Raw genomic sequence first — 13,179 nt, 5'->3', positions numbered from 1 at the left:
TAAGTTCATATTAACTTGAAATTAAATTTGGTAGTTAAATAATAAATAGTCTTATATATTATATAGGTAAAATAAAAAACTACAATAAAAGAATCTAGTTACTATTTGTACTTATCTGCGAAAACTTTCATAAAAGAGATGAGCTGATCAACAGCTTCTTCAGGGATCGCATTATAAGTTGAAGCTCTTAAGCCACCTATTACTTTATGACCTTTTAAGTAATAAAGTCCAGCTTCTTTTGCTTCTTGTACAAATTTTGCATCTAGCTCCTCATTTGGAGTGTTGAATGAAATATTCATACGAGAGCGTAAATTTTGTGGAACTTTATTTTGATAAAAGTCTTCAGAATCAAGGTATGCGTAAAGTTTGCTAGCTTTCTTGATATTAACTTGCTCTAAATTTGCTAAATCTTTGAAAGTATCTTTTAAGTATTTAAAAGTTAAACCGCAAGTATACCAACTAAAAGTAGCTGGAGTATTAAATAAAGAGTCTGAGTTGTGATAGGTTTCCCAATTTAAGATCGCAGGGCAAATTTTGCTCGCATGACCTAAAAGAGATTTTCTTACTACATAAACAGTAACACCTGAACAACCGATATTTTTTTGAGCCCCTGCATAAATAACATCATAGTCATTTACATTAATTGGTCGAGATAAAATATCTGAGCTCATATCAGCTACAACTAATACACCTGGAGCAACTTTAGGAGGATTGAAGTTTTCAATACCTTCTACAGTTTCATTTGAGGTAAAGTGTACATAATCGCAATCTTTACTTTCTTCCGTCCAGTCGATTTTTGTTTGCTGGAAGTTTTTATCAACTAATTCTGCTGTTTTTACTTCAAGGTATTTTTGAGCTTCTAGAGCTGGTTGACGAGACCAGTGCCCTGAAGTGAGATATAAAGCTCTTTTATGTTTTAGGGGTAGATTTAGAGGTACGGCATCAAAAGCACCACGTCCTCCACCTTGGAGGAATAATACCGCATAATCGTCAGGAACTTGGAGTAACTCTCGGAAAGTATTTTCCATTTCTTTAGCAAATTTCATAAATTCAGGACCACGATGGCTAATTTCAAACACTGAACTATGAGTATTTTGCCAATTGCCTAATTCATGTTTAATTTGTTCTACCACTTCTGGAAATAGAGCAGAAGGACCTGCAGAGTAGTTATAAAATTTCATGTTTATAAACCTATAAAAGTGTTGATCTAAGAAATATCATAGCACAAAAAGAATAATTAAGAGTAGAGACAAATAAAAGAAAGAGGAAGTTGGATTACAACTTCCTCTTAGAGATTATAAATTAAGTCTATTTTAGAAACGGTAAAAGTGAATATAGTTAACGATCATATAGTACCACTTACGAATGTTAATGATATATTCGGAAGCTAGTTTACCATTGATTTTACCGTATTTATGGGGTTGGTTACTCATAGCTGGATAGTTTTGAGCTAAAACCACCCAAGAGTTTTGATTTAGGTTATGTTTTCGTAACCAAGTGCGGGCATCGATTATTTTTGCAATTCCTTGATTATAGTTAGAGATTGCAAACATATCTCTATTGTAACCTGTAATTTCTTTGGTTAAGTTGTTGCGAAACTTCATCAGTAACTTAGTACCTTCGGTAATAGATTGGGTTGCATCTAATTTATTTGTAACTCCAAGAGCCTTGGCTGTTGCATTAGTTAACATCATAAAGCCACTAGGTCCCCATGGGCTCACGGCATCAGGTGTCCAGCGAGATTCCTGATAACCTACAGCCATTACTAAACGCCAATCCATTTCTGTAGAGTATTTCTCAAAGAGGGAGTTATATTTTGTAAATTTAGTTTGCATATTGTTTATAAATACTCTACTTTCTTCTCGATGATAAATCTCTAAAGCATTTAGATTATTGTACTTAATATTTGCAAAGCTTTTAGTTTTGATAAAGTCAGTTAAAAAGTTATTCACACTTTTTAAGAGATCTGGATTTTTAATGTAAAAAACATTTTTTAAATCAATAGTTTTTCCAGCTTTATCTTTTGCTTCATAAATAATGGTTGTCGGATAGAGTTGTTGTAAAGCTTTAGCTTTATTTTCAGGCGCAACAATATATCTTACTTTATTATTTTGGTAGCTTTTATTATTAGCTACTAATTTAAATAAGCCGAAAATATTTAAATCTGTTTCATTAACCTTTAAAGGAATGAGTTGACGATAATCTGCTCCAGCTGCTTGATAAATTAAATTACTTGCCGTGGGATATCTTACAGTTGTGGCAGGAGTAGCATGGTAAGCGACAATTGTAAGCTTTTCAGTTAAATATGGAACTGTTTGGTAAGACTTCTTTAAAAATCGAAAATAATCATTTAAATTGCCTGCGACAATTTCCACCTCGTTATTTTCTAAGGCCTTAGCTAACCCTGATAAGGAAGGGTAAACTTTGATTTTTAAAGTTAGATTTTGTTTTTGAGCAAAAGCATTTAAAATCTCATAATCTAAACCAATTGTAGCCTCTTTATCTTGAACAAAATAGTTTGGAGACATTACCATTCCAACTTTTAATACTTCTTTTTCATTAGCTTTAGCTAAAGTGGAAAAAGAGAAAAAAGTCAGAAAAAGTATTGTTAAAAAATTTTTAAGAATTTTCTTAATCATATCTATTTAAATTAAAATCAGCCCTTGTCTTAAGTAAGGGGAGTAATAGTGATAAGTTTGCATTTTATCACAAAGATATACTCTTATTGTCAATTTTACGTAAAGATATCAATTATTATTTACATAGTTATCTAAGAAGTAACGGTGAAGAAATGGGATTTAAAATAATTCATTTTTATTTAATAAAATTAAGGTAAAATAATAGAAAAAATCAAATAAAGGAAAAATAAATATGTTAGGTACAAAAATTCCCGAGTTAATGAGCTTTCCAGCAAAAGTAAGTTTTAAAGTTGTTGGAGCAAATGAAGAAGCTATAGATAAAGGAATTCGCAATATTATGGAAGAAAGTAAGATTGCTGATTTTCAAATTGAGACTAGAGAAAGTAAAACCGGTAAGTATATTTCTTTTTCAGTTACCTTAGAGGTAGCTGATGCAAAACATATGGAAGATTTATACGTTAAGTTTTCTCAAGTAGAAAGTGTTTTAATGGTAATTTAGGCTTTATTTGCTTAAATTTTTCTTTAATTAAAGATAATATTAGAGATTATTTAGAATTATTTTTTATTTTTTATCAAATTTATCTCGTAAATGCTCTTCTAAAAAACAAATACTTAAAAACTTTTTTATTTTTTGTTGTTGACATTAGATGTCTGATGGTGCATAATATACCACGTAGCAAAAAGGAAGACGATAACAAAACACTGAAGATATCGTACTTTTAGTTAAGCTGCAAGGTTTTATTTTGCCTCGATAGCTCAGTCGGTAGAGCAAGGGATTGAAAATCCCTGTGTCGCTGGTTCGATTCCGGCTCGAGGCACCATTGTTTTTATTCCTCCTTAGTTCAGTCGGTAGAACGGCGGACTGTTAATCCGTATGTCGCTGGTTCAAGTCCAGCAGGAGGAGCCACTTTTCTTTTACATATTATAGTAGGTTGATAAATTTGTCTTAGTTAAATATTAGAATACCTAACTAAGATAAATAAACTTTTATCAACTTAACGTAAGTTTTTTGTTCCTCCTTAGTTCAGTCGGTAGAACGGCGGACTGTTAATCCGTATGTCGCTGGTTCAAGTCCAGCAGGAGGAGCCATTTTTCTTGCCTCGATAGCTCAGTCGGTAGAGCAAGGGATTGAAAATCCCTGTGTCGCTGGTTCGATTCCGGCTCGAGGCACCATTGTTTTTATTCCTCCTTAGTTCAGTCGGTAGAACGGCGGACTGTTAATCCGTATGTCGCTGGTTCAAGTCCAGCAGGAGGAGCCATTATTTAATATGTTGCAAATAATGATTTGTAACTTATGTATTTTAATTACTAGAGAGCTCATGTAGCTCTCTTTTTTTATAATAAATTCTTGTGCATTGAGTTATTATGTTATAATAACGAAATCATTAATGTTTTTATATTTACTAATTTAAAGGTCAATATCATGTACGATAAAGCTGTCATTGAAGAATTAATTGATTCAACTATTGTCGAGCTTAAAAATGCTGGAACTAAACCTGAATTGCCACATATCTTCTTGCATCACATTTTATTTAAATCTGATAAGCATATCGAAGACTTTATTGCGGCAGCTGCAAAGCTTGATTTTGAATGTGACGAGCCAGAGTTTATCGAAGGTGAGTTCTTAGATGAGAACGACAGAGTGGTTTATCCTGAAGGCTGTTGGAATCTTGATGTTGTAGTTGAAAGTACTTTAGATGATAAAGAACTTATTGTTACAGATATTTTAGATATTTTAAATCTAGTAGAGAAATTCCCTAATAATGAAGTTGAATATGGATTATTCGGAACTTTCATTGAAACAGGGGAAGATGATGAAACTGTAGATCCGGTTTACTGGACTCCAAGTGATATCATTGAATAAGCATATGCTTTTAAATAAGATAAGATTTTAAAAGTGTAATATGAAATATGAAAAAAGAGAGCCAATTGTGCTCTCTTTTTTCATATTTACCAGTTTATTGGATTTTGTCCAGTTTGGATTAAGTATTCATTGGTTTTGAGAAAGCAATTAGCTTCAAAAAAACCACGATGAGCACTTAATGGAGAGGGATGACTGGTAGTGATAATAAAGTTTTCTGCAGGATTTATAAATTTAGCATATTGTTGAGCATGCTTACCCCATAGTAAGTAAACAATATTTTTTCTTTGTTGTAGTCGATTAAAAACTTGGAGAATAAATTCTTGCCAAATGTCGTGCATAGGATCTAAGGGATTGCCTACATTTACAGTAAGACGGGTATTTAGAAGAAAAACACCTTGCTTTACCCAATTAATTAAATTTCCTTTGCCTATAATATTAGGTAAATAGTCTTGACCCAAATCAATTTTAATCGCTTTGATCATGTTTTGTAGGCTTTTAGGAGTTTGTTCTTTAGAAGCTGAGCTAAAAGCAAAACCATGGGCATGATCTGAAGGATAAGGATCTTGCCCGAGGATTACTACTTTAACTTTATTTAAGGGTAAGTTAAATGCATTGAATAAATCAGGTAATAATGGTCTTACCGTGTTGGAATCTATACCGTAAAGATCAATGATCTTTGAAAGTAGTCCTGAAGTTTCCAAGAAATTTCCTAGATCATACCAACTTGCATTTAGTTTTTGTACTTCTAAACTAAGAAGATTTATGTTATCTTTATAAGCCATTTTCTTTTAAATAAAAATAAAGTTTCTTAAAATCTACTTTGCTTTCACAAAGGTAAGCTACATGATTTAAGAGGAGAATGTCTTTTTCTTGTAGGAAAATATGTTCTGATTTAGTCTTTCTCCTTGCAAGAATAATATATGCAAAGAGGTAGAGAGGTTGTAAGCTAATTTTCTTCCTAAAGGATTTAATAGCTTGCCGATCGGTAAAATATGATTTCGAAGTTAAATTAAATTCATAAGCTTTAAAGGTTAAATATTCAGTAATTAAAAGCTGCATGAATGGCTTTTCATTGACAATAATGTCTCTACGTAGCTGTTGAAAGTGCATGCTATCTTGAGGCTTTTCGATGTAGTTATTAAAGAACTCAATAAGTAGCTCATGATAGCTTAATGGTAAGAAAGTAGCTTTACGTAAGAGATCGACCAAAATTAAAAAAGGTAATCGCTTATCAAAAAAAGTAGTTTCTTTGTTTAATAATCCATCTATATCCTTATTAAGTAGGTTTACTAAGTTTGGGTAATATTTAGGCTTTATAAAAGAATTAAAAAAACTACTTGTAGAGATATTGTCAAAGTGATCTTCTAAAATTTTTTCTATATCCTGAGCTTGAATGCATTCGAGTTGAAGTTCGGGATGATTATAGAGAATGTCATTTAAGAAGAAGTCGATAATAACTAAAGCTTTATCATTAATATTTCCATGATCATCAAATAGATTTTCTTTAAAAGTTAAAGAAATTGCATTAGCTAAAGATAAGAAGCGAGATTCTTGTTCATTATGTTCCTCATGTAGAATATGATTACTAAAGAGGTCATATTCTTTTCCATAGGCTACAATTAAATCAAAGAATTGAGTTAAAGATAGATTACGATGATTTTGTAAGAGGTTGTGAGAAATATGGTAATTAAAAGTAGAACTCTCTTTAAGAAAGATCTCAAAACTAGAATGCTCTGTACCTAGAGTTGGTAAATTCTCTTGAGGATTAGAGATTTGTGCTTCTAGTTGCTGATGTTCGGAAAAGCTTTTATTTTTCTTAGCAATAATAGGGGGAAGATTTTCTTCCTTATTAGTAGTATCGTTTTTTAGAGAAGAAACGATTTTCTTTAAGAATCCAAGCATAAATATAACTTTTAAATTTAAAAAGGTTTGAAAGTATTTTCTTTTGATTATAGCACTAAGTGTTAAATTTAGTTAGATTAACAAGAGTCAGGTTAAGTCAAATACCAAAGGGTTTTTTCGAAGAAAGAAAGCAATAATCATGAAAGAGAAAAAATTATTAAAAAAGACTACAATTATTAATTTGAATGTGCTATAATGTAGCGGTTGACTCGACAGAAGAATTTTTAAATTGTTATAAATCCAAAATAAATATAAGTAATTTATATATTATTACTTGCTTATTATTTGGTAGCAAGCTGGTTCTTTTTAATAAAGCATGCAGGTAATTAGGTTATAAAGTGAGCAATCCACCTGAACCGCAATCGCTGAGTCAACAAATAGTTTATTTTATGGAAGCATTATTCTTTTTTGATAATGCTGTTTTTTATTTTTTACTAAAAGCTATGTTTTGAGTATCCTGAAACGGGCTTTTCAAGATACATAGCTTTTCAAATACTCTAGGAGTGCAAATGGCCCGTATTGCAGGCGTTAACATTCCTGATCAAAAACACGCTGTAATTGCTTTAACAGCAATCTACGGTATTGGTGCTACTCGTGCAAAACATATCTGTGAAGTTACAGGTATCGCACCAAGCACTAAGATCAAGGAATTATCTGAAGAACAAATCGATCAGTTACGTGCTGAAGTTGCTAAATTCACTGTAGAAGGTGACTTACGTCGTGAAGTTAACATGAGCATCAAACGTCTTACAGACTTAGGTTGCTACCGTGGCTTACGTCACCGTCGTGGTTTACCTGTACGTGGTCAACGTACTAAGACTAATGCTAGAACACGCAAAGGTCCTGCTAAACCAATTAAAAAATAATCGGAGAATAAAGTAACATGGCTAATCCTGCTCGTAACACACGTGCTAAACGTGTTAAAAAGAATGTAGTTGATGGTGTAGCTCATATTCATGCTTCTTTCAACAACACAATCGTTACTATCACAGACCGTCAAGGTAATGCTCTAGCTTGGGCAACAGCTGGTGGTTCAGGTTTCCGTGGTTCACGTAAATCTACTCCATTCGCTGGTCAAGTTGCAGCAGAACGTGTAGCTGAAAAATGTAAAGAATTCGGCTTAAAAAATCTTGATGTACGTGTAAAAGGACCTGGTCCAGGTCGTGAATCAACAATTCGTGCGTTAAACGCAGCTGGTTACAAAATTACTAGCATTGTTGATGTTACACCTATCCCTCACAACGGTTGTCGTCCTCCGAAAAAACGTCGTATTTAATTAACAACGTTATCGGTAGAAATATTGGAGAAAGCATAAAATGGCAAGATATTTAGGACCTAAAGTAAAACTAAGCCGTCGTGAAGGAACAGATTTATTCCTTAAATCATCTTTACGTGGTTTAGAAAATAAATTAAAGAAAGGTCGTTTAGAAACTGCACCTGGTCAACATGGTGCTCGTAGAGCTCGTTTATCAGACTACGGTAATCAATTACGTGAAAAACAAAAAGTTCGTCGCTTATATGGTATTTTAGAGCGTCAATTCCGTAATTACTATTTTGAAGCTAACCGCTTAAAAGGTAATACTGGTGAGAACTTATTACAATTATTAGAAAGTCGTTTAGACAATACAGTTTACAGAATGGGGTTTGCAGCAACTCGTGCTGAAGCTCGTCAACTAGTAAGTCACAAAAGCGTTTTAGTAAACGGTAAAGTAGTAAACATCCCTTCTTATCAATTAAAAGCTAGCGATGTTGTTTCTATCCGTGAAAAAGCTAAAAAACAAGTGCGTATTAAATCAGCTCTTGAATTAGCTAAAAACCGTTTAAGCGCTACATGGTTAGATGTTGATGCTGATAAAATGGAAGGTGTTTTCAAAGCAGCTCCAGAACGCTCAGAAATCCCAGCTGATATCATTATCAATGAACAGTTAATTATCGAGTTATACTCAAAATAATTAGTCTGAATTAAATATCAAGTAGAGGATTTTATGGAATCAAAAAGTACTAAACTTCTTACTCCATCCACGATTGACATTGAAGAGTATGCAGAACCATATTTTTCGAAAGTTTCATTACAACCATTAGAGCGTGGTTTTGGACATACTTTAGGAAACAGTTTACGTCGTATCCTCTTATCTGTGATGCCTGGTGCAGCTGTTACCGAAGTTTGTATTGAAGGTATACAGCAAGAATACGATACAATTAAAGGCGTTCAAGAAGATGTGTTAAATATTCTTCTGAACTTCCAAGAATTAGCAGTTAAACTTGCTGATGATATGGATGAGGTTGTAGTTCAGTTCGAGAAAAAAGGTGTTGGTGCTTTAAGAGCTGGCGATGTAATCGCACAACCTGGAGTTGAAGTAATTAATAAAGATTTAGTTCTTTGTCATTTAACTTCTCCTAAAGCTGAAATTCGTATTCATGCACGCATTCAGACTGGTACTGGCTATTCACCAGCTAGAGATCGTCGCGAAAAAGGTGTAGAAGCTAAAATTAATATTTTAGGCTCTAAAACTGTACTATTAGATGCAAAATTTGCTCCAGTAAAAGTAGTTAACTATGAAGTAGCTAATGCTCGTCATGGTCAATCAAACGATTATGATAAATTAACTATTACTTTACAAACTAATGGTACTATTGATCCTGAAGACGCTATTCGTCATGCAGCATCAATTTTACACCAACAACTACTTCCTTTTGTTGATCTTCAAGCTATTGAACAACAAGCAGAACCAACTGTTAAAAAACCTGAATTTGAACCTATTTTATTAGAGTCTGTTGATGCTTTAGAGTTAACTGTACGTTCAGCTAACTGCTTAAAAGCAGAAAACATTCGTTACATTGGTGACTTAGTTCAAAGAAGTGAAGTTGAGTTATTAAAAGCACCTAATTTAGGTCGTAAGTCTTTAAATGAAATTAAAGATATTCTTAAAAATCACGGTCTACAATTAGGAACTCGTCTAATGAACTGGCCACCAGCAGAACTTAAATACTAAGTTCAGCTTACTAGGAGTTTTAATAGATGCGCCATCTAAAAACTGGTCGTAAACTAAACCGCAATAGTGCGCACCGTAAAGCGTTGTTCCGTAACTTAACTATTGCTTTAGTAGAACACGAAATTATCAAAACTACTTTACCTAAAGCTAAAGAACTACGTAGATACGTAGAACCTTTAATCACTTTAGCTAAAGAAGATACTACTGCAAACCGTCGTTTAGCATTTGCTCGTTTAGGTAACAATAAAGAAGCAGTGAAAAAATTATTCGACGAATTAGGTCCATTATTTAAAGAGCGTAACGGTGGTTATACTCGTATCCTTAAATGTGGTTACCGTGCAGGTGATGCTGCTCCTATGGCAGTTATCGAATTAGTTGAAAAATCAGCTAAATAATAAAAATATTCAAAAAGATAAAAAGAGGTTATGCATTGCATAGCCTCTTTTTATGTTTAAATATTTTTCTCTCTATGAGAATTTGAGGATGAGTATATTTGTGAGTGAATTTTTTAATTTAAAGCAAAAAAGTGTATTTAGTTAGAGTTAAGGGGATGTATTTATTGAGGATTTTTTGATTTTAGTGGTATAATATAGCTGTAATATCTCGTTGGTATTAATATAAATAAGGATTTTTATGTTATTAGAAAAAGTTCCTGCAGGTAAAGATTTACCTAGCGATTTTAACGTTGTTATTGAAATTCCAGCATATACTAACCCAGTAAAATATGAAGTAGATAAAGATTCTGGTGCTTTATTCTGTGATCGTTTTATTGGTACAGCAATGGTTTACCCTTTAAACTATGGTTTTATTAACCAAACTTTATCATTAGATGGTGACCCTGTAGATGTATTAGTGTTAACTCCTTTCCCATTAGTACACGGTGCTGTAATTCGTTGTCGTGCAGTTGGGGTATTAAAAATGACTGATGAGTCAGGCGTTGATGCTAAAGTATTAGCTGTACCTCATGAAAAAATCGCTCCTATGTACAAAGATATTCAAGATGTTGAAGATTTCCCTGAGTACTTAAAAGAGCAAACAAAACACTTTTTCGAACATTATAAAGATCTTGAAAAAGGTAAATGGGTTAAAGTTGAAGCTTGGGAAAATAAAGCTTCTGCAGAAAAAGAAATCCTTGATAGCTACAATCGTTATCACAATAAATAATATAATAAATCAAAAGCGAGATAAACTCTCGCTTTTCTTTGTATCTAACTAAATTGTCTTAAGCTAAATCATCATATGTTTATCGAAGTTGCGATCCCAGTAAATCTCCATCAAATTTATACTTATAAAGTTTCTCCTGAGATGGGAGAGGTAGAAGTTGGGGGAGTAGTGTATGTAAATTTTAATGGTAGAAATACACATGCTGTGGTGGTAAGAGTTAACGTTGAACCTAATTTAGATCCTCAGAAAATAAAACTAGTAAATCATATTGCAAATAAAAAATATTTTGGTACAGAATTATTTGAAGTATTAAAGTTTGCAAGTAATTATTTTATATCTAGTTTAGGTAATACTTTATTCACCGCTTTACCACCTTTGTATCGCAATGCAATTCCTAAAGTTTCAAGTCTATATCTGTTACGTTATAAATTTAACGACCGTTTAGAAGCTCTTTTAAAAGAGTTTTTAGAAGTATCAGAGGATTTATATTCATTTATTGAAGCTAACTATTTGCTAACTGCTGAACATATTGAGGAATTAGCTAATTTACGAGATATTGCAAGTGCGGTAGAATATTTTAAATCAGTATATAATCTTATATCGGCAAAGTTATTATCTAAGTTAGAAGAGCAAGGTTTTAAGGAGTTTAAACCTAGATTTAAAGAGTTAGAGTTAAATCTAGCAAATCTCAAAATAGTGCTTCAAATTTTAGCTTTGGATTTTACTTTAGAAAAGTTAGCTAAACTCTATAATCTAGAGGATAACTCTGAGCAAACTTTGATTTTAGATCCTGTAGATTATGAGTTAGTTTCTGAAATAATTCGCTCTCTTGCGGTAGTTAATCATAATACCAAGTCTTATAAAATGCTCTTGGATAATGGCTATTTAGAAGTTAAGCAATTAGTTATTTCATGTAAACTCTTTAATTTTCTTCCCTATCATCAAGCTCAAGTAAAGTGGTTTTCCGCCATAAGCTATTTATCTCAAGAACAAAAACAAAGTCATTTAATCAACCTCAGCAATAAGTTAGTTTTAAATGAACAACAGCGTGAAGCATATAATCAAGTAGTAAATAACTCAGGGTATGCTACCTATTTATTAGATGGGGTTACGGGGTCAGGGAAAACCGAAGTATACTTACAACTTATTGAATATTATTTGCTACAAGGTAAATCTTGTTTAGTTCTTGTTCCTGAAATTGGACTTACTCCGCAAACGGTAAATAGATTTAAGAATCGTTTTAATGTAAAAATCCATATTATTCATTCTAATATAGATGATGAAGCAAAAAATCAGATAATTGCTGAATGTCAAGAAGGAGAGGTGGGAGTTTTAATTGGGACGAGATCTGCTATTTTTACGCAAATGCAAAACTTAGGCTGTATTATTTTGGATGAAGAACATGACTCATCTTATAAACAACAAAATGATTTTCGCTATAATGCAAGAGACTTAGCTATTTTAAGAGCTTCAAAGCTAAATATTCCGATTATTATGGGATCGGCAACTCCTAGTTTTACGAGTTTGTATAATTTAGAACTAGGAAAATTTCAACACCTAGTACTTTCTCGCCGAGCAAGTGCTAAGTTTGAAAATAAAACGATAATTCTCGATATTAGAACTCAAGAGTTTGTGGGAATTAATGATAAGAAAGCCTTGTTGAATAAAGCTGGAATTACCACCTCTTTATGGAATTTAATTATTCAAGAATTAGAAAAAGATAATCAAATTCTCTTATTTTTAAATCGTCGTGGTTTTGCAACTCAGTTAGTTTGTGATACTTGTGGATATATTTTTCTCTGTCCAGAATGTGATCGTCCTTTAACTTATCATCGTAGACGTCATGAATTACATTGTCATTATTGTGGGGTTAGATTTTCAAATTTACCTGAATCATGTCCAAGTTGTAATTCATCTATGCTCGTACCCTTAGGTATAGGAACTGAACAAATTGAGCAAATTTGTGGACAATTATATCGAGCTGATAGAGTGATTCGTATTGATCGAGATACCTCAAAAAATTCTCAACAACTCGAAGAGAATCTCCTTAAAGCTCATAATACTCAAGGATCGATTTTAATTGGAACGCAAATGATTGCCAAGGGGCATCATTTTGCTAATGTAACTTTGGTAGCTTTATTAAATATAGATGGGTTAATGTTAAGTGATGATTATCGAGCTGCAGAGAGATTAGCTCAGTTATATGTGCAAGTTGCAGGAAGAGCGGGAAGAGAAAATAAGCCTGGTACAGTAGTATTGCAAACAGGAATGCCACATGAAAAGATTTATCATGACCTTCTAACTTTGAGTTATTTTAATTTTGCTAATATTTATATGAATATACGCAAAAATCTTCATTATCCTCCTTATACATATCAAGCTTATTTGGCAATTCGTCATTTAGATCAAGAGTTAGCTTTTAATTTAATACAAGAGATAATGCAACTATTAAGAAAAACCATTCATGAATTTATGGTAAAATTAAAAAGAGATATAAAATTTTCTTTAAACCTGAATGATCTAGGTAAACAAAATAGATTGCATAAATATCTTGTAGATTTTATTGTTGAGGATAGAAACTTACGTAGTGAAATCTTGCAACAGGTTAATCAGGTAT

Annotated in this window: 13 protein-coding genes and 5 tRNA genes; 14 read left to right on the top strand and 4 right to left on the bottom strand. The window is 32.5% G+C overall.

Features of this window, described 5'->3' with window-relative positions:
- Positions 1 to 101 precede the first annotated feature (101 nt).
- Together serC and CKF59_RS06005 are read right to left on the bottom strand one after the other, a co-directional pair.
- Entirely contained in the window at positions 102 to 1,181 is a 1,080-nt protein-coding gene (serC, locus tag CKF59_RS06010) for a 3-phosphoserine/phosphohydroxythreonine transaminase (protein WP_119535045.1), read from the bottom strand.
- A gap of 132 nt (positions 1,182 to 1,313) precedes the next feature.
- Entirely contained in the window at positions 1,314 to 2,534 is a 1,221-nt protein-coding gene (locus CKF59_RS06005) for a transglycosylase SLT domain-containing protein (protein ID WP_281270080.1), read from the bottom strand.
- A gap of 337 nt (positions 2,535 to 2,871) precedes the next feature.
- Between CKF59_RS06005 and CKF59_RS06000 the strand changes: the two genes are divergently transcribed.
- From CKF59_RS06000 to CKF59_RS05970, 7 genes are all read left to right on the top strand, one after another.
- Positions 2,872 to 3,138 (top strand): HP0495 family protein, encoded by a 267-nt coding sequence (locus tag CKF59_RS06000; RefSeq protein ID WP_119535043.1) that lies wholly within the window; start codon positions 2,872 to 2,874, stop codon positions 3,136 to 3,138.
- A gap of 246 nt (positions 3,139 to 3,384) precedes the next feature.
- Positions 3,385 to 3,460 (top strand) — tRNA-Phe (locus CKF59_RS05995).
- Between the two features lie 10 nt (positions 3,461 to 3,470).
- A tRNA-Asn gene (locus CKF59_RS05990) sits at positions 3,471 to 3,546 on the top strand.
- 106 nt (positions 3,547 to 3,652) lie between these two features.
- A tRNA-Asn gene (locus CKF59_RS05985) sits at positions 3,653 to 3,728 on the top strand.
- An 8-nt stretch (positions 3,729 to 3,736) separates the two neighbouring features.
- A tRNA-Phe gene (locus CKF59_RS05980) sits at positions 3,737 to 3,812 on the top strand.
- Positions 3,813 to 3,822: 10 nt separating this feature from the next.
- Positions 3,823 to 3,898, top strand: a tRNA-Asn gene (locus tag CKF59_RS05975).
- 164 nt (positions 3,899 to 4,062) lie between these two features.
- Entirely contained in the window at positions 4,063 to 4,503 is a 441-nt protein-coding gene (locus tag CKF59_RS05970) for a ribonuclease E inhibitor RraB (RefSeq protein ID WP_119535042.1), read from the top strand.
- An 86-nt stretch (positions 4,504 to 4,589) separates the two neighbouring features.
- Here the strand turns inward: CKF59_RS05970 and CKF59_RS05965 are convergent, their stop codons facing one another.
- Together CKF59_RS05965 and CKF59_RS05960 are read right to left on the bottom strand one after the other, a co-directional pair.
- Positions 4,590 to 5,285, bottom strand: a complete 696-nt coding sequence (locus CKF59_RS05965; protein ID WP_119535041.1) for a uracil-DNA glycosylase — start codon at positions 5,283 to 5,285, stop codon at positions 4,590 to 4,592.
- Positions 5,275 to 6,405, bottom strand: coding sequence for a hypothetical protein (locus tag CKF59_RS05960; protein WP_119535040.1), 1,131 nt, complete (start codon positions 6,403 to 6,405; stop codon positions 5,275 to 5,277). The genes CKF59_RS05965 and CKF59_RS05960 overlap by 11 nt, the downstream gene beginning before the upstream one ends.
- A gap of 509 nt (positions 6,406 to 6,914) precedes the next feature.
- On the opposite strand from CKF59_RS05960, the gene rpsM reads away from it, so the two are divergent.
- The 7 genes from rpsM to priA all read left to right on the top strand — a co-directional run.
- Positions 6,915 to 7,271, top strand: coding sequence for a 30S ribosomal protein S13 (gene rpsM, locus CKF59_RS05955; RefSeq protein ID WP_119496795.1), 357 nt, complete (start codon positions 6,915 to 6,917; stop codon positions 7,269 to 7,271).
- A 17-nt stretch (positions 7,272 to 7,288) separates the two neighbouring features.
- The gene (gene rpsK / locus CKF59_RS05950) at positions 7,289 to 7,681 is read left to right on the top strand and encodes a 30S ribosomal protein S11 (protein ID WP_119496794.1); all 393 of its coding nucleotides are present in this window, start codon (positions 7,289 to 7,291) and stop codon (positions 7,679 to 7,681) included.
- A 40-nt stretch (positions 7,682 to 7,721) separates the two neighbouring features.
- The gene (rpsD, locus tag CKF59_RS05945) at positions 7,722 to 8,357 is read left to right on the top strand and encodes a 30S ribosomal protein S4 (RefSeq protein WP_119535039.1); all 636 of its coding nucleotides are present in this window, start codon (positions 7,722 to 7,724) and stop codon (positions 8,355 to 8,357) included.
- Positions 8,358 to 8,390: 33 nt separating this feature from the next.
- Entirely contained in the window at positions 8,391 to 9,398 is a 1,008-nt protein-coding gene (locus CKF59_RS05940) for a DNA-directed RNA polymerase subunit alpha (RefSeq protein ID WP_119535038.1), read from the top strand.
- 26 nt (positions 9,399 to 9,424) lie between these two features.
- Positions 9,425 to 9,793 carry a 50S ribosomal protein L17 gene (gene rplQ, locus CKF59_RS05935; RefSeq protein WP_119535037.1) on the top strand — a complete coding sequence of 123 codons (369 nt, stop codon included), beginning with the start codon at positions 9,425 to 9,427 and terminating at the stop codon, positions 9,791 to 9,793.
- A gap of 238 nt (positions 9,794 to 10,031) precedes the next feature.
- Complete coding sequence (gene ppa / locus CKF59_RS05930) at positions 10,032 to 10,562, top strand: inorganic diphosphatase (RefSeq protein ID WP_119535036.1); 531 nt, start codon at positions 10,032 to 10,034, stop codon at positions 10,560 to 10,562.
- 75 nt (positions 10,563 to 10,637) lie between these two features.
- A partial coding sequence (gene priA / locus CKF59_RS05925; RefSeq protein WP_119535035.1) for a replication restart helicase PriA occupies positions 10,638 to 13,179 on the top strand: 2,542 nt, incomplete at its 3' end.

The organism is Psittacicella gerlachiana (assembly GCF_003585965.1).
Lineage (GTDB): Bacteria > Pseudomonadota > Gammaproteobacteria > Enterobacterales > Psittacicellaceae > Psittacicella > Psittacicella gerlachiana.
Note: the sequence above shows the minus strand (reverse complement) of the source record. Positions and strands in the feature narration are given on the sequence as shown.

Coding starts and splice junctions, on each gene's coding strand:
- CKF59_RS05960 (WP_119535040.1), bottom strand. CDS start 6,405: ATGCTTGGATTCTTAAAGAAAATCGTTTCTTCTCTAAAAAACGATACT.
- rplQ (WP_119535037.1), top strand. CDS start 9,425: ATGCGCCATCTAAAAACTGGTCGTAAACTAAACCGCAATAGTGCGCAC.
- CKF59_RS05970 (WP_119535042.1), top strand. CDS start 4,063: ATGTACGATAAAGCTGTCATTGAAGAATTAATTGATTCAACTATTGTC.
- ppa (WP_119535036.1), top strand. CDS start 10,032: ATGTTATTAGAAAAAGTTCCTGCAGGTAAAGATTTACCTAGCGATTTT.
- rpsK (WP_119496794.1), top strand. CDS start 7,289: ATGGCTAATCCTGCTCGTAACACACGTGCTAAACGTGTTAAAAAGAAT.
- rpsD (WP_119535039.1), top strand. CDS start 7,722: ATGGCAAGATATTTAGGACCTAAAGTAAAACTAAGCCGTCGTGAAGGA.
- CKF59_RS06005 (WP_281270080.1), bottom strand. CDS start 2,534: ATGGTAATGTCTCCAAACTATTTTGTTCAAGATAAAGAGGCTACAATT.
- rpsM (WP_119496795.1), top strand. CDS start 6,915: ATGGCCCGTATTGCAGGCGTTAACATTCCTGATCAAAAACACGCTGTA.
- CKF59_RS05940 (WP_119535038.1), top strand. CDS start 8,391: ATGGAATCAAAAAGTACTAAACTTCTTACTCCATCCACGATTGACATT.
- CKF59_RS05965 (WP_119535041.1), bottom strand. CDS start 5,285: ATGGCTTATAAAGATAACATAAATCTTCTTAGTTTAGAAGTACAAAAA.
- serC (WP_119535045.1), bottom strand. CDS start 1,181: ATGAAATTTTATAACTACTCTGCAGGTCCTTCTGCTCTATTTCCAGAA.
- CKF59_RS06000 (WP_119535043.1), top strand. CDS start 2,872: ATGTTAGGTACAAAAATTCCCGAGTTAATGAGCTTTCCAGCAAAAGTA.